18 protein-coding genes and 1 pseudogene are annotated in these 22,323 nt (G+C 61.9%); 4 read left to right on the top strand and 15 right to left on the bottom strand.

What is annotated here, in order from left to right:
• Positions 1–139: 139 nt before the first annotated feature.
• The 10 genes from CQ041_RS07585 to CQ041_RS07540 form a co-directional block, all read right to left on the bottom strand.
• On the bottom strand, positions 140–2,092 hold the full coding sequence (locus CQ041_RS07585) for an acetoacetate--CoA ligase (protein ID WP_105521838.1): 1,953 nt from the start codon (positions 2,090–2,092) through the stop codon (positions 140–142).
• 87 nt (positions 2,093–2,179) lie between these two features.
• Positions 2,180–2,953: a 3-hydroxybutyrate dehydrogenase gene (locus CQ041_RS07580; RefSeq protein WP_105521837.1), complete on the bottom strand. Its 774-nt coding sequence runs from the start codon at positions 2,951–2,953 to the stop codon at positions 2,180–2,182.
• 7 nt (positions 2,954–2,960) lie between these two features.
• Positions 2,961–4,352: a GntP family permease gene (locus CQ041_RS07575; protein ID WP_105521836.1), complete on the bottom strand. Its 1,392-nt coding sequence runs from the start codon at positions 4,350–4,352 to the stop codon at positions 2,961–2,963.
• Positions 4,353–4,628: 276 nt separating this feature from the next.
• Positions 4,629–6,032 (bottom strand): sigma-54-dependent Fis family transcriptional regulator, encoded by a 1,404-nt coding sequence (locus CQ041_RS07570; RefSeq protein WP_105521835.1) that lies wholly within the window; start codon positions 6,030–6,032, stop codon positions 4,629–4,631.
• The gene (locus CQ041_RS07565) at positions 6,029–7,603 is read right to left on the bottom strand and encodes an ABC transporter ATP-binding protein (protein ID WP_105521834.1); all 1,575 of its coding nucleotides are present in this window, start codon (positions 7,601–7,603) and stop codon (positions 6,029–6,031) included. The genes CQ041_RS07570 and CQ041_RS07565 overlap by 4 nt, the downstream gene beginning before the upstream one ends.
• 10 nt (positions 7,604–7,613) lie before the next feature.
• Positions 7,614–8,636 carry an ABC transporter permease gene (locus CQ041_RS07560; RefSeq protein WP_105521833.1) on the bottom strand — a complete coding sequence of 341 codons (1,023 nt, stop codon included), beginning with the start codon at positions 8,634–8,636 and terminating at the stop codon, positions 7,614–7,616.
• The gene (locus CQ041_RS07555) at positions 8,636–9,697 is read right to left on the bottom strand and encodes a microcin C ABC transporter permease YejB (protein WP_105521832.1); all 1,062 of its coding nucleotides are present in this window, start codon (positions 9,695–9,697) and stop codon (positions 8,636–8,638) included. Before CQ041_RS07555 ends, CQ041_RS07560 begins: the two co-directional genes overlap by 1 nt.
• A complete protein-coding gene (locus CQ041_RS07550; protein WP_105521831.1) occupies positions 9,697–11,544 on the bottom strand; it encodes an extracellular solute-binding protein in 1,848 nt (615 codons plus the stop codon). Before CQ041_RS07550 ends, CQ041_RS07555 begins: the two co-directional genes overlap by 1 nt.
• A gap of 129 nt (positions 11,545–11,673) precedes the next feature.
• A complete protein-coding gene (locus tag CQ041_RS07545; RefSeq protein WP_010210937.1) occupies positions 11,674–11,955 on the bottom strand; it encodes a peptidylprolyl isomerase in 282 nt (93 codons plus the stop codon).
• 91 nt (positions 11,956–12,046) lie between these two features.
• Entirely contained in the window at positions 12,047–12,541 is a 495-nt protein-coding gene (locus tag CQ041_RS07540) for a DUF1543 domain-containing protein (protein WP_105521830.1), read from the bottom strand.
• A gap of 106 nt (positions 12,542–12,647) precedes the next feature.
• On the opposite strand from CQ041_RS07540, the gene CQ041_RS07535 reads away from it, so the two are divergent.
• Entirely contained in the window at positions 12,648–13,469 is an 822-nt protein-coding gene (locus CQ041_RS07535; protein WP_105521829.1) for an aldo/keto reductase, read from the top strand.
• 19 nt (positions 13,470–13,488) lie between these two features.
• Here the strand turns inward: CQ041_RS07535 and CQ041_RS07530 are convergent.
• A pseudogene (locus tag CQ041_RS07530) lies at positions 13,489–13,569 on the bottom strand (type VI secretion system tube protein Hcp); the annotation flags it as partial.
• The gene (locus CQ041_RS07525; protein ID WP_105521828.1) at positions 13,557–13,919 is read right to left on the bottom strand and encodes a DUF6388 family protein; all 363 of its coding nucleotides are present in this window, start codon (positions 13,917–13,919) and stop codon (positions 13,557–13,559) included. The gene CQ041_RS07525 and the pseudogene CQ041_RS07530, both read right to left, overlap by 13 nt.
• 253 nt (positions 13,920–14,172) lie before the next feature.
• On the opposite strand from CQ041_RS07525, the gene CQ041_RS07520 reads away from it, so the two are divergent.
• Positions 14,173–16,248 carry a PTS sugar transporter subunit IIC/EAL domain-containing protein gene (locus tag CQ041_RS07520; RefSeq protein ID WP_105521827.1) on the top strand — a complete coding sequence of 692 codons (2,076 nt, stop codon included), beginning with the start codon at positions 14,173–14,175 and terminating at the stop codon, positions 16,246–16,248.
• Here the strand turns inward: CQ041_RS07520 and CQ041_RS07515 are convergent.
• From CQ041_RS07515 to CQ041_RS07505, 3 genes are read right to left on the bottom strand one after another with little or no spacing between them, the layout of a single operon-like run.
• The gene (locus CQ041_RS07515; RefSeq protein ID WP_105521826.1) at positions 16,245–17,078 is read right to left on the bottom strand and encodes a metal-dependent hydrolase; all 834 of its coding nucleotides are present in this window, start codon (positions 17,076–17,078) and stop codon (positions 16,245–16,247) included. The two genes, CQ041_RS07520 and CQ041_RS07515, sit on opposite strands and share 4 nt — an antisense overlap.
• A gap of 15 nt (positions 17,079–17,093) precedes the next feature.
• Positions 17,094–17,984 carry an SDR family oxidoreductase gene (locus tag CQ041_RS07510; RefSeq protein ID WP_105521825.1) on the bottom strand — a complete coding sequence of 297 codons (891 nt, stop codon included), beginning with the start codon at positions 17,982–17,984 and terminating at the stop codon, positions 17,094–17,096.
• Complete coding sequence (locus CQ041_RS07505) at positions 17,981–19,516, bottom strand: NAD(P)/FAD-dependent oxidoreductase (RefSeq protein WP_105521824.1); 1,536 nt, start codon at positions 19,514–19,516, stop codon at positions 17,981–17,983. The genes CQ041_RS07510 and CQ041_RS07505 overlap by 4 nt, the downstream gene beginning before the upstream one ends.
• 187 nt (positions 19,517–19,703) lie before the next feature.
• Between CQ041_RS07505 and CQ041_RS07500 the strand changes: the two genes are divergently transcribed.
• Entirely contained in the window at positions 19,704–20,690 is a 987-nt protein-coding gene (locus CQ041_RS07500) for an alpha/beta fold hydrolase (RefSeq protein ID WP_105521823.1), read from the top strand.
• 227 nt (positions 20,691–20,917) lie between these two features.
• Complete coding sequence (locus CQ041_RS07495; RefSeq protein WP_105521822.1) at positions 20,918–22,198, top strand: alkane 1-monooxygenase; 1,281 nt, start codon at positions 20,918–20,920, stop codon at positions 22,196–22,198.
• Positions 22,199–22,323: the final 125 nt, after the last annotated feature.

Here is a 22,323-nt window from a genome sequence, read left to right as displayed (position 1 = left end):
AAAGCCCTGAGCGTAACGCTTTGAAAGATGACAACACCCATTATCCCGTGGGAGAACGATGGATGACTACCCCACGAAAAATAGCATGCATTGGGGGTTTGTCTTCAAATCAGTGCGTCAGGGCTGAAACCTTTCATCTTCAGGCCAGTTCGGGCCGGTTGCGAAACGCCTCCAGGGCCTCTGGATTGGCCAGCGCGTCGGTGTTTTTTACCGGCTCGCCGTGCACCACATTGCGCACCGCCAGTTCGACAATTTTGCCGCTGATGGTGCGCGGAATATCGCCGACGGTCAGGATTTTGGCCGGCACATGGCGGGGCGTGGTGTTGGCGCGGATCACCTGGCGAATCTGCTGCTCCAAGGCCTCGTCCAGTTCGACGCCATCATCGAGCCGCACAAACAGCACCACCCGCACATCGTCCTGCCAGCGTTGGCCGATGGCCAGGCTCTCCAGCACCTGGGGCACCTTTTCCACCTGCCGATAGATCTCGGCGGTGCCGATTCGCACGCCGCCTGGGTTGAGCACTGCGTCCGAACGCCCGTGGATCAGCAAGCTGCCATTCGCACGTTGCTCGGCGTAGTCGCCCTGGGCCCAGACGCCGGGAAACTGGCTGAAATACGAGGCGTGCAGCTTCTTGCGGTCGGGGTCGTTCCACAGGCCGATGGGCATGGCCGGGAAGTGCCGCGTACACACCAGCTCACCTTTTTCCCCGACCAAGGGGTGGCCCTGGTCGTCCCACACCTCGATGGCCATCGCCAGGCTCTTGCACTGCATTTCGCCGCGCCGCACCGGCAGCACCGGGTTGCCGATGACAAAGCAGGAGACGATATCGGTACCCCCCGACATGGATGACAGGCACAGCTCGCTTTTGATCTCGCGATACACGTAGTCATAGCTGCCCGGCGACAGCGGCGAACCGGTGGAAATCAGCCCTTTGAGACTGCTCAGGTCATGGCTCAGGCGCGGTTGCAGCCCGGCTTTTTCCAGGGTGGCGAGAAACTTGGGGCTGGTGCCGAACACGCTGATCCTTTCGGCATCGATGAGGTCGATCAAGCGCTCTGGCCCTGGATGAAACGGCGAACCGTCATACAGCACCGCCGTGGCGCCGATGGCCAGGACCGACACCAGCCAGTTCCACATCATCCAGCCGCAGGTGGTGTAGTAGAACAGGCAGTCCTCGTGGGACAGGTCTGCATGCAGGCCATGCTCCTTGAGGTGGGTGAGCAGCACGCCGCCGGTGCCGTGGATGATGCACTTGGGCACGCCGGTGGTACCGCTGGAATAGAGAATGTAAAGGGGATGAGCGAACGGCACGGCGACGAATTCCGGTTCGCCGCCGGGCTGGTAGAAGCTGTTCCACAGCGCCACGCGGGCCGGGGTCCGGTAGTCCTCGACCTGCGCCAGCGGCTTGGCATAGGGCACGATGATCAGCTGTTCCAGCGATGGCAGGCGTTCGAGGATTTCATTGAGCTTGTCGCTCTGGTCGATGGTTTTGCCGGCGTAACGGTAGCCGGCGCAGGTTATCAGCACCTTGGGCTCGATCTGGCCAAAACGGTCGATGACGCCTTGCGTGCCGAAGTCCGGTGACGAGCACGACCAGATGGCGCCCAGGCTGGTGGTGGCCAGCATCCCCACCAGGGTTTGCCAGGTGTTGGGCATGCACGCGGCCACCCGGTCGCCCTGGGTCACGCCGGCTGCGCGCAGGCTTTTTTGCAGGCCGGCGACATGCTGGGCCAGTTCAGCGTAAGTCAGTTGCTCGCGCTGGCCGTCTTCACCGATGGCGACCACGGCGGGGTGATCGTCGCGGCGACGCAACAGGTGCTCGGCAACGTTCAGGGTGGCGTCGGGGAACCACTGGGCGCTGGGCATTTCAGCGTCTTCAATCAGCACCGTCGAGGCCGGGCTGCGAAACTGCACATCGAAAAAGTCGACGATGGCCTGCCAGAAGTCGGGACGCTGGTCGATGCTCCATTGGTGCAGGGCGGGGTAGTCGGCAAGCTGCAGGCCATGGCGCGTGTTGATGTAGCGGCGGAACCGGTCCATGCGCGTGTGGGCGATGCGTTCCGGGGAGGGTTGCCAGAGGATGTCGGACATAGAGCTGCCTCTTTTTTTTGTGCCAGCGCTGATTAAAACGGTGGGAGCAGGCAAGCCATCTCCCACATTGGACTCTCGGTGCTCAATCTACTGGGCCAGCCAGCCGCCATCGATGTTCCATGCCGCGCCGCGCACCTGGCTGCCCGCCTCGCTGCACAGGAACAGCACGAGTTCGCCCAACTGCGGCGGCGTCACAAACTCCAGCGACGGCTGCTTCTCCGCCAATAAATCGTGCTGCGCCTGTTGCGGGCTAACACCCTTGGCCGCGCGATCATCAATCTGCTTCTGCACCAGCGGCGTCAACACCCAGCCTGGGCAGATGGCGTTGCAGGTCACATTGCTGGTAGCCGTTTCCAGGCCCACCACCTTGGTCAGGCCGATCACGCCATGCTTGGCCGCCACGTAGGCCGCCTTGCCCACCGAGCCGACCTGGCCATGCACCGAAGCAATGTTGACGATCCGCCCCCAGCCCTTGGCCTTCATGCCCGGCAAGCTCAAGCGCGTGCTGTGGAATACCGACGACAGGTTGATCGCAATGATCGAGTCCCAGCGCTCCGCCGGGAAGTCTTCCACCGCGGCCACATGCTGGATGCCGGCGTTGTTCACCAGAATGTCGACGCCACCGAATTCGCGCTCGGCATAGGCGATCATGTCGGCGATCTGCGCCGGGTCGCTGACGTCTGCCGGGTGATGGCCGACCTTGCCGCCGAATGCCTGCACCTGTGCGATCACCGCGCTGGCGTCGCCGAAGCCGTTGAGGATCAGGTTGGCGCCGGCCTTGGCCAGGCTCAAGGCGATGCCCAGGCCGATGCCGCTGGTGGAACCGGTGACCAGGGCGGTCTTGCCGTTCAATGTCGTCATGGAAACCTCACACAATGCCGGTGGCGTAGAAAGTACCGATCACCACGAACACCGCGAGGGTCTTGATGATCGTGATGCCGAAAATATCCTTGTAGGCTTCGCGGTGGGTCAGCCCGGTGACAGCCAGCAGCGTGATCACCGCGCCGTTGTGGGGCAGGGTGTCCATGCCGCCGCTGGCCATCGCCGCAACCCGGTGCAGCACTTCAAGGGGAATATTGGCCGCATGGGCCGCCGAAATAAAGCTCTCGGACATGGCCGCCAGGGCGATGCTCATGCCGCCCGAGGCGGAACCGGTGATGCCGGCCAGCAGGGTCACGGTAATCGCTTCGTTGACCAGCGGATTGGGAATGCCCTTGAGCCAGTCGGCCAGCACCAGGAAGCCCGGCAGCGAGGCAATCACCGCGCCAAAGCCGTATTCCGACGCGGTATTCATGGCCGCCAGCAACGCGCCACTGACCGCGCTTTTACTGCCTTCGGCGAGTTTGCTTTTGATCGCCGACCAGCCAAACACCAGCACCATGACAATGCCCACCAGCAACGCCGCCTGCACCGCCCATATCGCGGTGAGCTTGGCGATTTCGGTGGTCACCGGGGTGGTCATGCCGGGCAGGGCGAGGCTGTGGGTCTTGCCGTACCACTGTGGGATCCAGTGGGTGAACAGCAGGTTCATCACCCCCACCAGAATCAGCGGCGACAACGCGACCCACGGGTTGGGCAGTGCCAGGTTGTCAGCGGTTTCCGGTTCGTTGCGCAGGTCGGTGCCATACCCTTCACCCGCGCGCTGGGCCTTGTTGCGCTGGCGCGCCAGGTAGAGCATGCCTGCGCAGAACACGAAGATCGTGCCGATCAATCCCAGCCACGGCGCGGCCCAGGCGGTGGTGTTGAAAAAGGTGCTGGGGATGATGTTCTGGATCTGCGGCGTGCCGGGCAGGGCGTCCATGGTGAACGAGAACGCACCGAGGGCAATAGTCGCCGGGATCAGCCGCTTGGGAATATTGCTCTGGCGGAACATCTCCGCAGCAAACGGGTACACCGCAAACACCACCACGAACAGCGACACGCCGCCGTAGGTGAGCAGGGCGCAGACCAGCACGATCACCAGCATCGCCTGGCGGGTGCCGAGCAAGCGGATCGCAGCGGCCACAATCGAACGGGAAAAGCCCGACAGCTCGATCAGCTTGCCGAACACCGCGCCGAGCAGGAACACCGGGAAATACAGTTTGATAAAGCCGACCATCTTTTCCATGAACACCCCGGTAAAAGCAGGGGCGACGGCGGACGGATCGGTGAGCAGTACCGCGCCGAGCGCGGCGATGGGGGCGAACAGGATGACGCTGTAGCCACGGTAGGCAGCCAGCATCAGCAGCGCGAGGGCTGCGAGGGCAATGATCACACTCATGGTGTGTCTCCAAATCGGATTGTTATTTTTGTGGGGTGTTGCGGTGGGGAACGGCTATAGCTAAATATGTGCCAATTAGTTAAGTAATTGATATGTAAGGATAATTTATAATTAGTGTCGAGTGGTGTCTCGATTTTGAGAAAAATGAGGATCAAAGGTGGGACCAGGCTTGCCCCCGATGAGGGAGAGTCAGTTGTCAAATTTGCTGGCTGACACACTGCTGTCGGGGGCAAGCCCCCTCCCACATTGGACTGTCTTGGATTAGAGAATGATGTCTCAATTCAGGGATTGTGCGATACCCAAGGCGACCATCTTCTTGTACAACGTCGATCGCCCCAGCCCCAACCGCTTGGCCGCCTCAACCACATTCCCCCCGCAGGCCGCCAACGCCGTCGCAATGATCTGCCGATCAAACCGCTCACGCGCCGCACTGAATGACTCTTCCTCGACAGCCTGCACGGCGTGGCGCTCAACCGGGGTAAACGTCCCAATCGCCGCACGAATCTCCCCGGCATCCAACACCAAGTCGTCACTCAACAACGCCGCCCGCTCCAGCACGTTGCGCAGCTCACGGATATTTCCCGGCCACGCATGCTGGGCCAGCAATGCCAGGGCATCGCGGTCCAGCTCATGCTGGCTGCGCAGCTCCTCCAGGATCGCCTCGCTCAACGCCGGGATATCTTCCAGCCGCTCGCGCAAGGGCGGCACCTGGATCGGCAGCACATTGAGCCGGTAATACAGGTCGGCCCGAAACTCGCCGCGCTTGATCGCCGCTTCCAGGTCCATGGACGTTGCCGCGATCACCCGCACATCGCTTTGCAGCATCTCGTTTGAACCCACCGGTTCGAACTCCTTTTCCTGCAACACCCGCAGCAGTTTGCTTTGCAGCGGCAAGGGCATGTCGCCGATTTCATCCAGGAACAGGGTGCCGCCCTGGGCAATCTGGAATTTACCGGGACGGCCCTTGCGGTCGGCGCCGGTAAACGCCCCCGGCGCGGTGCCGAAGAACTCGGCTTCCAGCAGGTCGGCAGGAATTGCCGCGCTGTTGACGCTGACAAACGCCTTGTGCGCTCGCGGTGAGGCGCCGTGAATCGCCTGGGCCAGCAATTCCTTGCCGGTGCCGGTTTCCCCCAGCAGCAGCACCGGCGACTCGGCGCTCGCACTGCGCCGGGCGCGGCGTTTGACTTCCAGGCTGGCAGGGCTGGTGCCGATAAAATGGGCGAAGTTGTACTTGCTCTGACGCGAGCGCAGCAACGAACGCGTGGACGCCAGCTCCTGCTGCATGCTCAGGTAGCGTTCGATCAACGGCGACAGGTTGCGCAGTTCATCGAACAATGCAAAACCGATTGCCCCGATCACCGCCCCGGCATCGTTGTGGATCGGCAGGCGCATCACCACCAAGGGGCCTTTGGGCGTGTCCTGGATATCCAGCAGGATCGGCTGGTCATTGCGCACCACCTGCCGCAACAGGCTGTTGGAAATCACCTGCTCGCACGGTTGGCCGATGGCTTCGTCGGCGCTCTTGAGGCCGAAGCGCTTGGCGTAGCGCTCGTTCATCCACACGATATTGGCGTCGCGGTCGACGATCACCGTGCCTTCGCTGGACTGCTCGATGATCTCGAACAACGACTGGATGGCCAGGCCGCGAACCTGCTGGTAATCCGTGAGGCTGGTGCTCATGAGGATAATCCGCAGGCGGCCGCCAGCAGTTCCTGGGTGTAGGGATGCTGGGGCGCATCAAACACTCGGCGGCTCTCACCGGCCTCCACCACCTTGCCGTCCTTGATCACGATCATGTCGTGGGCCATGGCCCGTACCACGGCCAGGTCATGGCTGATGAACAGGTAGGTCAGGCCATATTTATCCTGCAGCTCACGCAGCAGCGCCACAACCTGCTTCTGCACCGTGCGGTCCAATGCCGACGTCGGCTCGTCCAGCAGCATCAGCGCCGGCTTGAGCACCAGGGCTCGGGCGATGGCGATCCGCTGGCGCTGGCCTCCGGAAAACTCATGGGGGTAGCGGTGGCGGCTGGCCGGGTCGAGGCCCACGTCCTTGAGGACCTGGACCACCTGCGCGTCGCGGTCCGCCAGGCTGCACGGGGCGTGTACTTCCAGCCCTTCGCTGATGATCTGTTCGACCGTCATGCGCGGGCTGAGGCTGCCGTAGGGGTCTTGGAACACCACCTGCATCTGCTTGCGCCATGGGCGCATCTGTTGGTGATTGAGCGGGTCGAGGGCCTCGCCCTGAAAGCGGATGCTGCCGCTGGAATCCAGCAGGCGCAGGATCGCCTGGCCCAAGGTGGATTTGCCCGAGCCGGACTCGCCGACAATGCCCAGGGTCTTGCCGCGTTGCACGCTGAGGCTGATGCCGTCGACGGCACGCAAATAGGTTTTGCGCCGAAACAATCCGCCACTGAGGGGGAATTGCACGGTCAGGTCTTCCACCTGCAACACGGTTTCGCGCTCGTCGCTGCACAAGGCGTCGCCCGCCGGTTCGGCGTCCAGCAGCAGGCGGCTGTAGGGATGTTGCGGGGCGTTGAACAGGGTTTGGCAATCGGCCTGCTCGACGATCTCGCCGGCGCGCATCACGCACACCCGTTGGGCAATGCTGCGCACCAGGTTGAGGTCATGGCTGATCAGCAGCAGCGACATGCCCAGGCGCTCCTGCAGGGACTTGAGCAACAGCAGGATCTTGCGCTGCACGGTCACATCCAGCGCAGTGGTGGGTTCGTCGGCAATCAGCAATTCCGGCTCGCAGGCCAGGGCCATGGCGATCATCACCCGTTGCCGTTGCCCGCCCGAGAGTTGGTGCGGATAGGCCTTGAGGCGCTCCTGGGGTTTCTGGATGCCCACCAGGTCAAGCAGCTCGAGGATGCGTGCCTGGGCGGCCTTGCCCCCCAACCCTTTGTGCAACAGCAGGGTTTCTCCTATCTGCTTTTCGATGCTGTGCAGCGGGTTCAAGGAGGTCATCGGCTCCTGGAAAATCATCGCGATGCGATCGCCCCGCAGCTTTTGCAGGGTCGCGGCCGAGGCGCCGATCAGTTCCTGGCCACGGTACTGGATGGACCCCGTGGTGTGCGTGCCGGCTTCGGGCAGCAATTGCAGGATCGAATGGGCCGTCACCGACTTGCCCGATCCTGACTCACCCACCAATGCCAGGCATTCGCCGGGGCGCACGTCCAGGCTCAGGTTGCGCACCACGGTCTGGCCGCTGAAAGCGACGCACAGGTCGCGGATCTCGATCAGGTTCATAGGCAGTCACTCATGAGCGTGGGTCGAAGGCGTCACGCAACGCCTCGCCGATAAAGACCAGCAGCGACAGGATCAGCGCCAGGGTGAAAAACGCCGTCAGCCCCAGCCACGGCGCTTGCAGGTTCTGCTTGCCCTGGCCGATCAGCTCGCCCAGTGACGCGCTGCCCGCGGGCATGCCGAAGCCGAGGAAATCCAGGGCGCTCAGCGTGGAAATCGCGCCGGTCAGGATGAAGGGCAGGTAACTCAAGGTCGCGGTCATGGCGTTGGGCAGGATATGCCGCCGGATGATCTTGCCGTCACCCAAGCCCAGGGCGCGGGCAGCCTTGACGTACTCCAGGTTGCGCCCGCGCAGGAACTCGGCGCGCACCACGTCTACCAGGGCCAACCATGAAAACAGCGCCATGATCCCCAGCAGCCACCAGAAATTCGGTTCGACAAACCCCGACAGGATGATCAGCAGGTACAGCACCGGCAGCCCCGACCACACTTCCAGCACGCGTTGACCGATCAAATCGACCCAGCCGCCGTAATAGCCCTGCAATGCCCCAGCCGCGATACCGATGGCAGCGCTGATGGCCGTGAGGGCCAGGGCAAACAGGATCGACACCCGCGCGCCGAAGATCACTCGCGCCAGCACATCCCGAGACTGGTCATCGGTACCCAGCCAGTTCACCGTCGAGGGCGGGCTGGGGGCAGGGCGGGTCAGTTCGTAGTTGGGCGTGTCGTCGCTGAACGGGATCGGCGGGAACAGCATCCAGCCGCCGTTCTGCTTGATCAGCGTTTGCACATACTCACTGCGATAGTCGGCCTGGAAGGGCAACTGGCCGCCGAACTGTTGCTCGGTGTAACGCTTGAACACCGGGAAATACAGCTCGTTCTTGAAACTCAGCACCAAGGGCTTGTCGTTGGCGATCAACTCGCCGCCGAGGGTCAGGATAAACAGGCCGATGAACAGCCACAGTGACCACCAGCCACGGCGGTTTTTCTTGAAACGCTCGAATCGGCGCCGAGCCACGGGAGACATATTGAACATCAGGCGTTCCTCGCGGCGAAGTCGATACGCGGGTCCACCAGGGTGTAGCAGAGGTCGCCGATCAGTTTTATCAGCAGGCCGAACAAGGTGAAGATGAACAGCGAGCCAAACACCACCGGGTAATCCCGGGACACCGCAGCTTCGTAGCTCATGCGCCCCAGGCCGTCGAGGGAGAAGATCACTTCGATCAACAACGATCCGGCAAAGAACACGCTGATGAAGGCCTGGGGAATGCCAGAAATCACCAGCAGCATGGCGTTGCGGAACACGTGGCCGTACAGCACCCGTCGCTCGCTCAGGCCTTTGGCGCGAGCGGTGACCACATATTGACGGGTGATTTCATTGAGGAACGAATTTTTGGTCAGGATGGTGAGGGTGGCGAATCCACCGATCACCAAAGACGTGACCGGCAGCACCAAATGCCAGAAGTAGTCGGCGATCTTGCCCACGGTGCTCAGTGTCTCGAAGTTTTCCGACACCAGCCCGCGGACCGGAAACCAGTTCAGCGAAGTGCCGCCCGCGAAGACCACGATCAGGAACATCGCAAACAGGAACGCAGGCATGGCATAGCCGATGACGATGGCGGTACTGCTCCAGACATCGAAGCTGCTGCCGTGGCGCACCGCTTTGCGAATGCCCAGGGGGATCGATACCAGGTAGGTGATGAGCGTGGCCCACAAGCCGAGGGAAATGGTGACGGGCATTTTTTCCAGGATCAGGTCGATCACCGTCTTGCCGCGAAAGAAGCTGTCACCGAAATCCAGTTGGGCGTAGCGCTTGAGCATCAGCCACAGGCGCTCCGGCGCGGGCTTGTCGAAGCCGTACTGTTTTTCGATGTCCTTGATCAGCTTCGGGTCCAGGCCACGGCTGGCGCGGGAGCCACTGCTGACGCTGTCGCCGGAAGAGCCGCCGACCGCGCCCCCGCCAACCCCTTGCAAGCGCGCGATGGCCTGTTCCACCGGGCCGCCCGGCGCGGCTTGGACGATCACGAAGTTCACCAGCAGGATGATCACCAGCGTCGGGATGATCAACAGCAGGCGGCGCACGATATAGGCAAACATCAGTGGCGGTCTCCGCGTTGTTTCATCTGTTCATTGGTCAGCGGTGTCGGGCTGATTTCCCACCAGGTTTCCAGGGCTTCATCGTTCTTCGCTTCGATGGCCGGGCGGCCGAAACGGTTCCACCACGCGGCGGACGTACCCGGCGGGTAGTAGTTGGGGATCCACAGGTAATTCCATTGCAGCACCCGGTCCAGCGCGTGGGCATAGGCGAGCATCCGGGGCTGGGTGTCGGCCTTGACCAGGCCCTTGATCAGGGTGTCGACCGCCGGGTCCTGCAGCACCATGTAGTTGTTGGCACCGGGGTCAAACGCGGCGGTCGAGCCAAAGTAGTTGTACAACTCCATCCCCGGTGAAGTGGTGACCGGGAAGCCGATGACGATCATGTCGTAGTCGCGGGCCATGATCCGGTTCACATACTGCGAGGAATCGATACGGCGGATATTCAGGGTGATGCCGATCTGCGCCAGGTTGCGCTTGTACGGCAGCAGCAGGCGCTCCATGCCGTTCTGGGTATTGAGGAAGGTGAACGTCAGCGGCTCGCCCTCGGCGTTGACCAATTGATCACCCTTGGGTGTCCAGCCGGCTTCTTCCAGCAGCGCCAGGGCCTGTAACTGCTTGTCGCGGATCATGCCGCTGCCGTCGGTCACCGGGGCCTTGAACACCTGGGTGAACACTTCGTCGGGCACCTGGCCGCGCAGGGGTTCAAGGATCGCCAGTTCTTCCTGGGTCGGCAACTGGGTGGCGGCGAGCGGGCTGTTGGAGAAGAAGCTCTGCTGGCGGATATACAGATTGCGCATCATCTGCCGGTTGGCCCATTCGAAATCCCACAGCATCGCCAGGGCCTGGCGTACGCGGCGGTCCTTGAACACCGGCTTTTGCACGTTGAACACATAGCCCTGGGCCGGTTGCGGCATTTCCTTGGCCAGGTGGGCACGCTGCAGGCGCCCGTCGTCGAGGGCCGGGCCGTTGTAGCCGATGGAGTAGCCGGTGGCGGAAAATTCACGGTTGAAATCGTAGGCGCCGCCGCGCAGGACCTGGCGCGCCACTTCGGTATCGCCGAAGTATTCCAGGCTCAAGTGATCGAAGTTGTACAGGCCACGGCTGATCGGCAGGTCCTTGCCCCACCAGTCAGGATCGCGGGTAAAGGTAATGGTGCTGCCGGAATCGACCTTGCTGATCTTGTACGGGCCGCTGCCCAGCGGCGCTTCGTAGCCGCCGCCGTTGGCGAAGTCGCGGGTTTTCCACCAGTGTTCGGGGAAGACGGGCAGGGTGGCGATGTCGAGGGGCAGGGTGCGGTTTTCGTTGCTGGAAAAATCAAAGCGGACCTGGCGCTCGCTTTCGACTTCGACGTGCTTGACGTCGGCGAACAGCGTGCGAAAACGCAGGCTGCCCTGGGTCATCAGCAGGTCGAAGCTGTAGCGCACGTCTTCGGCGGTGATTGGCTTGCCGTCGGCGAAGCGCGCCTTGGGGTTGAGGTAGAAACGCAGGGACAGGCCGTCGTCGGCACGCTCCATCGTCTCGGCGACCAGGCCGTAGACGGTATAAGGCTCGTCCAGGGAACGCTGGGCCAGGGGCGCGTACAGCCAACCGTCTACCTGGGAAACGCCAATGCCTTTGTCGATATAGGGCAGTACGTGGTCAAAACGCCCGATCTCGATGGCTGAACGCCGCAGGGTGCCACCCTTGGGGGCATTGGGGTTGGCGTAGTCAAAATGGCTGAAGCCGGCGCGGTATTTTGCCGGTTCACCATATACCGTGAGGTAGGGCTGCGGCGCCGCGATCACGGCGGTGCTGGCCAGTAGCAGGGCCAGGGCGGAACCCAGCAGAGTAGAAAAAGCCAATCGCATTATCAGCCTTGAACGCCGTATCAATGGAAAAGGGGGTTGTACGCTAACGGCGTGCGCGTCGCCAGTCATCAAATACACAACGGCCCACCAAAAGGCGGGCCGTTGTTTACAGCATCAGCTGAGACTGTATCAGTCCTGGCGGCTGGTCACTTCGAGCAGGTGGTAACCGAACTGGGTTTTCACCGGGCCTTGCACGGTGTTGACCGGGGCGCTGAACACGACAGTGTCGAATTCCTTGACCATCTGGCCTGGACCGAACGAACCCAGGTTGCCGCCGTCGCGGCTGGATGGGCAGCTGGAGTTGGCTTTGGCGATTTCTGCGAAATCGGCGCCGCCTTCGATCTGGGCCTTGAGTTCGTTGCACTTGTCTTCAGTGGAAACGAGGATGTGACGGGCGGTTGCTTTGGCCATGGGGAGTAACTCCTTGAATAAAAAGGGTGAGCCTACCGGATTCAGGCGGTTATTTCCTGGCAAAGTTCCGTCGGGTTTCAGGGCATGCGATTTAAGGCAGCACAATGTAGTCATTTCGCTGACTGAGCGGTCGATGGGCGCCTTGCACCAGGTGCACGTAGCGGCCGTCGACCAGGTCGATGGGCAGGCAATCATCAATATCCATCACGCCGTCGGTGTGCGCCTGCGACCAGTGGCGCAGCATCTGCTGCCTGCCTTGTGCGGTGGCCTCGCGCTTGTCGCGAGCCACCACCAGCAGGTAGTGATGGGCTTCGCCAAAGCTGCCCGTTTCATAGCCGCCCAGGTTGATGAAGTACAGGCGATGCGCGCCGGCCTGGGGGGCCAGAGGGCTTAGTTCGACTTTCCAGCCGTCGACGCCATCCACGGCCATCCACGCATCAATGTGCACGCCCTTGGGGCTGCCAAACCAGGCATCGCGCAATTGCGGGTAGGCGGCCTCCAGGGTATCTGCCGCGGCGAAAACCACATCATGCACCTCGATATTGGCCCGTGGGTGCTTGCCCCCGAGCATCACGACAAACAGCATTGCAGGACCTTCACGACGAATTGGCAGAGGGCAACCATACTTCGATTGAACCCTTTTGTCCGGCCAATGCCACACTGTTAATCCTTGAACTCACTCGGAGGCAGTCATGCGAACCATTGATCTGGCGGGCGTACCCGTCCCAGTCATCGGCCAGGGCACCTGGCGCATGGGCGAACATCCCGACCAACACCGTGCCGAAGTCGCAGCCCTTCAACTGGGCATCGACGAGGGCATGACGCTCATCGATACCGCCGAAATGTACGGTGAAGGCGGTGCCGAAACAGTGGTAGGCGAAGCCATTCGTGGCAGGCGCGACCAGGTGTTCCTGGTGAGCAAGGTTTATCCGCACAATGCCAGCCAAAAAGGCACGGCGCGCGCCTGTGAAGCCAGCCTGCAACGCCTGGGCACGGATTATATCGATCTGTATCTGCTGCACTGGCGTGGGCAATATCCCCTTGAAGAAACCGTTGACGCCTTCGAGCGCTTGCGAGAAGCCGGCAAGATCGGCCGTTGGGGCGTCTCCAACTTTGACGTGGCAGACCTCCAGGAGCTGGCATCGCCGGTCTGTGCTACCAACCAGGTGCTCTACAACATTGAAGAGCGCGGCATCGAGTTCGACCTGCTGCCCTGGTGGCAACAGCACCACTTACCCCTGATGGCGTACTGCCCGATTGCCCAGGGCGGCGAGTTGCTCTCCAGCCAGACCCTCAAACAGATCGCTCACCGTCATGAGGCCACTCCCTCTCAGGTCGCCCTGGCCTGGGTGTTGCGCCAGGACGGCGTGATTGCCATTCCCAAGGCGGTCAGCCCTGAGCATGTCCGGCTCAATGCGGCCGCCGCCAGGTTGACGCTGGACGAGCATGACCTCGATGCCATCGACCGGGTATTTGGTGCGCCCAAGCGCAAGCATCCGCTGGCGATGGTGTAGTGAGCCGGCAGCCCCTGGGATGCTCCAAGGTTCCCGCCGAGGATGTTCGGAACCACTCCAATCGGCACTTGACCCTCTCGCCGCAGGTCAATGCGCAACAGAACCCGGGGCCTGGCTTGACCCAGGCCCTACGTCGTAAAGCTCGCAGTATTCGGTCCAGCTGAGACCCGCCATCTGCGCGACTTCCTTGTGCACCTCGAGGCGCTGGGCCTCGTAGGACTCCGGCGAGTCGGCGGTCAGCTTGAGGGTGAGCTCCCAGGCAAACAGACCCAGGTGCTCGGCATGGGCTTCGAAGGCTTCATGCAGTCGCTCGGTACGGTAGTGCGCCAGGGTTTCGCCTTTGGCCTGGGCAGCCAATGGGTTCAGTGTGTCGAGCTCAGCGGCCACGTCGGGGTGGTCATTGAGAAACCTGTCCAGCGCGAGCTGGTGGTTATCACCGGGTTGGGACAAAGGTCACTCCAGATCAGATCAGGGCTGCACCGGTTATCGGTGCGCGTAAAAACAATAACAGATAGCTACGCGGTTGCATCGCCCGGACCCCTGGGGTGGCGCCGGTCGAACTATTCAGGGGGGCGCCGCGGCATCTGCCGGTTAAATAGATAGCAAAAGGCTTTCGCTCATGGCACTTGGCCGTGTAGCGTTAGGCCCGGTATTTGCAGCCCTGGTTTGGCAGGGCTGAGTGCGATGGGCAGAGGGACGTGTCATGGCGCAAACGCTGTTCAAACTTTTCTTTACCCAGCGTCTGGCCGCGATGGCCAGTGCGGACTCGTTGCGTGCCATCCGAGAAGGGTTGCTGTGGATCCTGCCGTGCCTGCTGGTGTCGGCCGGTTTCCTGATCCTGTCCGAATGCGCCCGGGTACTGGGTGCGGATCCGCACCTGGTGAGTTTCCTCGCCGGGCTGCACAACCAGATCAGTTCGGTGATCCCGCTGCTGGTGGCCGCGTCCATTGGCTACATGTTGGCTATCCAGCATCGCCTGCCACAACTGCCAGTGGCGTTCCTGTGCCTGGCCCATGTGGTGGTGGCCACCTTCATTTTGCGCGAGTACCCGCGTGCATCCGCCACGTTCGTGTTGTTCATCGCCATCGCTTCGCCGTTGCTGAATGTGCCGGCCATGGCCTGGCTGCACCGCTTTCGATGGACGCGCCTGGTCAATGAAAACCTCGTTGGCCACAACCTCAAGGGCACTATCAACATGGTCGTGCCGGGCGCCATCACGGCGCTGGTGCTGGTTGCGGTGCTGTCGTTGCTGTTGCAGGTGCCCTATGTGGCGCAGATCCAGGGACCGCAGGTCCTGGGCGCGCTGGAAACGCCCTACGGCAGCGGCCTGTTTGTGACCATGATGAACTCGCTGCTGTGGTTTTTCGGGATCCACGGTGTGTACGCCATGCAGCCGCTGTTCGACGTCCTGGACCATGCCGTGACGCTCAACGCGGCTGCGCTGGCGGCCGGTGAACCGATCAAATACGTGCTGAACAGCGGCCTGCTGGGCAATTTTGCGTTTATCGGCGGCTCCGGTGGCGCGTTGTGCCTGTTGGTGGCGATCCTGATGTTTTCCAAGAGTCAGTCCATGCGCCTGCTGGCGATCGCCAGTCTGCCGCTCTCGCTGTTCAACGTCAGCGAAGTGTTGCTGTTTGGCCTGCCGATCATCCTCAATCCGCGCCTGTTCATCCCGTTCCTGTTGGTGCCCGCCATCAATGCAATGGTGGCCCTCACGGTGGTGCAGTGGGGCTGGGTTTCCCCCGCGGTGGCCAGCGTACCGTTCACCTCGCCGGTGATGCTCAATGCGTACCTGAGCACCCACGGGGACCTGGCGGCGGTGGTGTTGCAATTAGCGCTGTTGTGCCTGGGCACGTTGATCTACGCACCCTACGTCAAGGCGATGCACCGCCAGCGCAGCGAAGGCGGCACGGTGTACCTCAAATCCCTCGACATGACGTTCCGTGGCCTGGAAGAAAAAGGCCGGCTGCTGGAGATGGACTCGGTGCTCGCGTCCCACAAGGCCCTGGCACGGCAAACCACCCAACTCAACCGCATCCAGCAGATTTGCGACTACGAGTTCTACCTCGAATTCCAGCCGCAAGTCTCCACCCGTACGGGGTTGTGCACCGGTTGCGAGGCGCTGATGCGGGCCCGTGACGACAAGGGCACGGTGCATTCACCGTGGGAGTTCCTGCAATGGCTGGCCCAGGCGGGACTCATGCCGGACGTGGATGTCTGGGTGGCGTCCCAGGCGGTTCGGCAGTATCAGCAATGGCAAAAACTGGGTTTTGCCTTGCCGATGACCATCAATATTTCCAGCGCCACCCTGACCGACGCCGCCTACGGCGAACGCCTGGTGGAGATCCTGGCCGAGGCCCATGGGCAGGTGTCGGTGGAAATTACCGAGGATGCACTGGTGGGGGATATCCAGGCCACGCGCCAGACCATCCAGAAGCTGCAGGCCATCGGTGCCAAGGTCTATATCGATGACTTTGGCACCGGGTATTCGGCCTTGAGCTACTTGCACCAGTTCCCGGTGGACTTCATCAAGATCGACCGCAGTTTCGTGCTGGCCCAGCACGACCCCAAGGGGGCTCAGGTGATGACGGGCATGCTGCGCTTCTGCGAGGCGCTCAACCTTGGTGTGGTGGTGGAAGGCGTGGAGACCGCCGAGCAGTTGGCCTTCCTGAACACCGGTGCCGAGCTGTTCATCCAGGGTTGGTATTTCAGCAAGGCGTTGCCCGGTGATCTGCTGGAAGACTTTGTGCGGGAACGCGCCGCCCTGGCGCACACTTAATAGCCGCGTTGGGTGTGCTCGATCTCTTCGACCAGTGTGTCGATCCTTTCGAGGCGCGCACGGTTGTCGTGGTCCCAGGGGTGAAAGCCGGGTTTGAAATACTGCAGCCACGGGACCAGCATCCGTGGGAAAACCCCTTTGCGCCCGTACAGGAATTTGAGCATGCGCCAGAACCCTTTCAGGTGCCCACCGGCCTTGCGATCAGCCACCAGCAGGCGCACGTGGAAGTCCAGCACCACCAGCCAGAAGAACACGGTGGTGGTAAGCATGGTCCCGGTGCGCAACAGGTAGCGTTTTGGGCCGGGCTTGATCACGGTGTTCCAGACATCGAATGCCACCGCCTTGTGTTCGGTTTCTTCCAGGGCGTGCCAATACCACATTTGCTGATAACCCTTGAGGGAGTCGCCGAAGCGTGACGGGTCGCTGAGCAGTATCTCGGCGAGCATTGCCGTGTAGTGCTCGAGAGCGATGGTGATGGCCAGGTTGAAGGACGCGGGGCAATGTTTTTTTTGCCAGTCGAGAATGAACTTCAGTCTGCGATCCAAGAGGTGTGCCGGCAGGCCCGCGCTCTGCAGCAGGTCGTTGTAGGCCACGTGTTCCCGGCTGTGCATGGCTTCCTGGCCGATGAAACCCTGGACTTCCTTCTTCAACTGCGGGTCGTCAATGCGTGCGCGATAGTGGCGCACGCTGTCCATGAAAAACAGTTCGCCCTGGGGAAACAGCAGCGACAGCGCATTGAAAAAATGCGTGATGAACGGACCCTGTTCATGCCAGTCCTTGATGCGCTCGGCAGGCAGGGAAAAACGCAGATCGCGGCGGATCGGCAGCATGGTGTGTGCTCCTGTTCAGAGGCGGGGCTCGTCGTGGGTTTCCAGCACCGCGGTGCGCGGTTTGGGCGCCATGCGCTTGCTGGCGAACACCACCAGCGCCTGGTAGGCGGCCGGCAGGCAACGGGCGAGCAGGTCGAGAACATACGCGTCGCGGCCAATCAGCACGCGGCGTTTGTTTCGACGCACGCCGTGCAGGATCACGTTGGCGGCGTGGTCGGCGTCGGTGATGAACAGCTTTTCGACGTCGGCGCGGGCTTGTTGTTCGCTGTGGATCAGGAAGCCGGTCATGTTCGCGTCGATGCGGCTAGCGCGGCAGATATCCGTGCGGATGCCGCCGGGGTGCACGCAGGTGGCCGACACGCCACAGCGTTGCAGGTCGAGTTCCTGGCGCAACGCCTCCGTGAACCCGCGCACGGCGAACTTGGTGGCGTTATAGCCGCTCATGCCCGGCTGGGCGAACAACCCGAACACGCTGGACGTATTGATCACATGACCCTCGCCCGCGGCTTTCAAATACGGCAGGAACGCCTTGGTGCCATGCACCACGCCCCAGAAATTGATGCCGACAATCCATTCCAGGTCGCTGTAATCCACGCCTTCCACGGTGCTGGACAGGGCAACCCCGGCATTGTTGAACACCAGGTTGACCTGGCCGTGCTCGGCGGCGCAGCGCGCGGCCCAATCCTCCATGGCCGGGCGGTCGGACACGTCCAGCACCTGGGTGGTGACCCGTACCGGTGACCGCGTAGAGGCCTCGATAAGCGCCAGGGTCTGCTGCAGTCCCTGGCTGTTTTTATCGGCCAGTGCCAAGTGACAACCCTCACGCGCCAAGGCCAGGGCCAAGGCTCGGCCCATGCCGGATGCCGCGCCCGTAATCGCCGCTACGCGGCCGTTGAATGACTTCATGAGAGGCTGCCTTCTGGGGTGGTTTGGGGCGTTGCAGGGCTCAAGAGCACCGGGGCTGGCTGAAGGGTGGCGACGTAATCCTTGAGCGAAAACTGCCGCGTGACCTGCCTGAAGCGCCAGGTCGAGCCCGGCCACAGGGTGGTGTTTTTGCCGGTGCGTGGGTCGAGGTACCAGCTCTGGCAGCCGCCGGTGTTCCAGATTGTGCGTGTGAGCCGGTCTTGCAGGCGCTGGTTGTAGGCACTTTCCACGGTGGGCTTGACGTCCACGCTGGCGATTCGCTGTTGCTGCATCTGCTTGAGGGCGTCGAGGATGTAGGTCACTTGTGCCTCGATCATCAGGATCATCGAGTTATGCCCCAGGCCCGTGTTCGGCCCGACAATCAGGAACAGGTTGGGATAGCCGGGCACCGTGGTGCCCTTGAAGGCATGTGCGCCATCGCGCCAGGTGTCCATCAGGTCCACACCGCCACGCCCGATGATGCAGTCCCGGGGCAATGGGTCGGTGGCCTGGAAACCGGTGCCGAAGATCAGGCAGTCCACGGGGTGCTTGATACCGTCGTCAGTGATCACGCCATCCGCTTCGATACGCTGCACGCCCTCCGTGACCACGGCGACGTTGCTGCGAGACAACGCCGGGTAGTAGTCATTGGAGATCAGCACGCGCTTGCAGCCGATGGTGTAGTCCGGCGTCAGGGTCTGGCGCAGGGAAGGGCGGGCCACGTGTTTGTACAGGTGGCGCAGGGCAATCTTCTGCACCAGTTTCATCAACCGCGGATGCTGCGCAAACCCCACCACGCGGCCTTCCAATGCCCAGTAGAACGCGCTGCGTACCACCCGTTGCGTGACCGGCACATGCCGGAACAGCCAACGCTCGAAAGGCGATATGGCGCGGTCGGGCTTGGGCATGATCCACGGCGGTGTGCGCTGGAACAAGTCCAGGTGGGCCACCTGCGGGGCAATCTGCGGGACGAATTGAATGGCACTGGCGCCGGTGCCGATCACCGCCACGCGCTTGCCCTTGAGTGAGTAGTCGTGGTCCCACTGCTGGGAGTGGAAGCGCGCGCCTTTGAAGCTGTCCAGCCCCGGAATATCCGGCAGCGCCGGGCGCGACAAGCCGCCCATGCCCGACACCAACACCCGCGCGCTGACCTGGCGACCGTTGCGAAAGCTCAACTGCCAGCGTTGTTGCGGCTCATCGAACACCGCGCGCACCAGCCCCATGCCGAAATGCAGGTACGGCGCCAGCGCGAAGCGCTCTGCACAGCGCTCAAGGTAGGCGCGGATTTCCGCCTGCTGCGCGAACTGCCGCGACCAGTCCGGATTGGGCGCAAAGGAAAACGAATACACATGGGACTGCACATCGCAGGCGCAACCGGGGTAGTGGTTGTCGCGCCACGTGCCACCCAGGGTGTCGGCCTGTTCGGCGATAAAGAAGTCGGTGAACCCGGCTTCCTTGAGCTGGATACCCATGCACAGGCCGGCAAAACCCGAGCCGATGATGGCAATGTCGATGACGTCACGCGAGGCATTCATGGGGCGGTACTCCTAAGCATCGGGGCGCTCCTGTTTGAGTTCGGTCTTTTAGATAGAACACCATTGCAAAGAAAAATTGAATTACTTATTTTAAAAAAGATTTTGAATGGTTTGTTCGAACCAGACGGTTGAGGCCTTGATCAATACCGGTCGGGTCGCCAGCCGCAGGGACGCAGAGGGCCGGGCTATGGCGGTTGGATGGGTTGTCGCTGCAAGCGTGTTCGTGGGTTTGAGCGCGGTGTCATGGGGTTTCAGCGCCTGGATGACGCGGCGTATTGAAGCCAACGTTCCGATCAACGGGCGCGTGGTGGAGGTCAATGGCGAACGCGTTCACTACGTCGAAGAGGGCAAAGGTCCGCCGCTGGTGATGATCCACGGGTTGATGGGCAGCAGTCGCAACCTGACCTATGCGTTGTCCGGCCAATTGCGCGAGCACTTTCGCGTGATCAGCCTCGATCGGCCGGGCTCGGGTTATTCCAGCCGCCACACCGGCACCGCTGCAGACCTGCCGGCGCAGGCGCGGCAGATCGCCAGTTTTATCGCCACGTTGGGCCTGGAGAAGCCGCTGGTACTGGGGCACTCCCTGGGCGGGGCGATTTCCCTGGCGCTGGCGCTGGATCACCCCCACGCGGTGTCGGGCCTGGTGCTGGTGGCCCCACTGACCCATCCCCAACCCAGGTTGCCACTGGTGTTCTGGTCGCTGGCGGTGCGACCGGCGTGGTTGCGGCGCTGGGTGTCCCGCACCCTGACCGTGCCCATGGGGCTATTGACCCGGCGCTCGGTGGTCAAGGCCGTATTTGCCCCGGACCGTGCCCCCGAAGATTTCGCCACCCGTGGCGGCGGGCTGTTGGGCATGCGTCCGGACAACTTCTACGCCGCCTCCAGCGAGATCGCCCTGGTCAACGATCATCTGCCCGACATGGTCAAGCGCTACGCCCAACTGAGTCTGCCCATTGGCTTGATCTTCGGCGCGCGCGACAAGGTGCTCGACTTCCGGCGCCATGGCCAGGCACTGGCCGACAAGGTGCCTGGACTGAAGCTGCAGCTGGTGGAAGGGCGCGGTCATATGCTGCCGATCACCGCCACGGCGCGGGTGACGACCCTCGTGCTGCACGTCGCCAAGCGCACGCGTAGCCCTGAAAAGCCTGGTCTAGAGACTTGGCCAATCGGTTGAAAAAAAGACTGCGCGGTCACGCCCGAAAGGGTCGGAAAAATGGTTGACGACCTAACGATTCCGCGCTATTTATTTAAAAAAATATTTCAATATTTATTTTGAAATGATTTTTGAAATGCCTAAGAGCGAATAAAAATGAAAAAAACGCCTTTTATCGCATGGTTGTATTCCTGGGGCTTCCCGTGCTCCGTGAACCTGTTTTCAGCTTCCCAGCGCCGGAGGCTGTCATGAACCCGACGTTGGCTGCACCGAGCGTATGGGCCGATGGCAAGCGCCACCTGTGGTGGCTGGGCATCATGCCTTTGGCCACGCCATTGCTGTCCGGCGCGTTGGCCATCGGCACCGGTATCCAATCCTTGTGGTGGGTCGGCGTGCTGGTGATCTTCGGCCTGATCCCGCTGATCGATGGCCTTCTTGGCGAAGACGTGAGCAACCCGCCCGAGTCCGCTGTCAGCCACTTGGAATCCCAACGCTACTATCGCTGGATCGTCTACACCGGGGTGGTGTTCGTCATTGCTTCGGTTGTGGTCACCGGCTGGCTGGCGGCCGGAGGTATCGGTTGGATCATCGGCGGTGGCTTGTTGCAAGCCGCCGCCCACCTGGACCCTTCGAGCTGGCTGTGCCAGGCCGCGAGTTTCGTGACTGCCCGCGCCCAACTGCATGGCGAGCCCAGCTGGTTCACATACCTGGGCATGGCCATGTCGACGGGTGCGGCCACTGGCATCGCGATCAACACCGCCCATGAATTGGGACACAAGCCCAACGCGCTGGAAGTGTTCCTGGCCAAGGTCACCCTGGCGCCGACGTTCTACGGGCACTTCTACACCGAACATAACCGTGGCCACCATGTGCGCGTCGCCACGCCGGAAGACCCGGCCAGCTCGCGGCTGGGGGAGAGCTTCTGGGCGTTCCTGCCGCGCTCGGTGTGGTTCAGCGCCCACTCGGCGTGGAACCTGGAGCGCGAACGGCTGCGCAAGCTCGGCCTGCCGGCCTGGCACTGGAAAAACGGCGTGCTCAGCGCGTGGATGTACAGCGTGGTGCTGTGGGGCGCGATGATTGCCTGGCTGGGGGCTGCGGTGATTCCGTTCCTGATCATCCAGGGCATCTACGGGTTTTCGCTGTTGGAAGTGGTCAACTACGTCGAGCACTACGGGCTCAAACGCCAGAAGTTGCCCAACGGTCGTTATGAACGTTGTTCGCCGCGCCATTCCTGGAACAGCAATCGCATCGTCACCAATATCTTCCTGTTCCAGTTGCAACGGCATTCCGATCACCATGCCAACCCCACGCGCAGTTATCAGTCACTGCGCCACTTCGACGAGTCGCCGCAACTTCCCTACGGTTACGCAAGCATGATCGTGTGGGCCTATGTGCCGTACTTGTGGCGACGGCGCATGGACCATCGTGTGTTGAATCACTATGCCGGTGATATCCACCTGACCAATCTTCAACCGTCACAGCGCTTGAAGTATCTGGAGAAGTACAGCGGCAGTGCCAAGCCGTTTTGATTTGAACTAACGCGTCCAGCGTTCAACTCGGGATCTGTGTATCGCGCAGGATTTCATCGCCCCACGTTTACCGATCCTGTTTCAAGCAAGTGGTTTGACCCGAACAACAATAATTTCAAGGGAAG

It is taken from the genome of Pseudomonas sp. MYb60, from assembly GCF_002979555.1.
GTDB lineage: Bacteria > Pseudomonadota > Gammaproteobacteria > Pseudomonadales > Pseudomonadaceae > Aquipseudomonas.
Note: the sequence above shows the minus strand (reverse complement) of the source record. Positions and strands in the feature narration are given on the sequence as shown.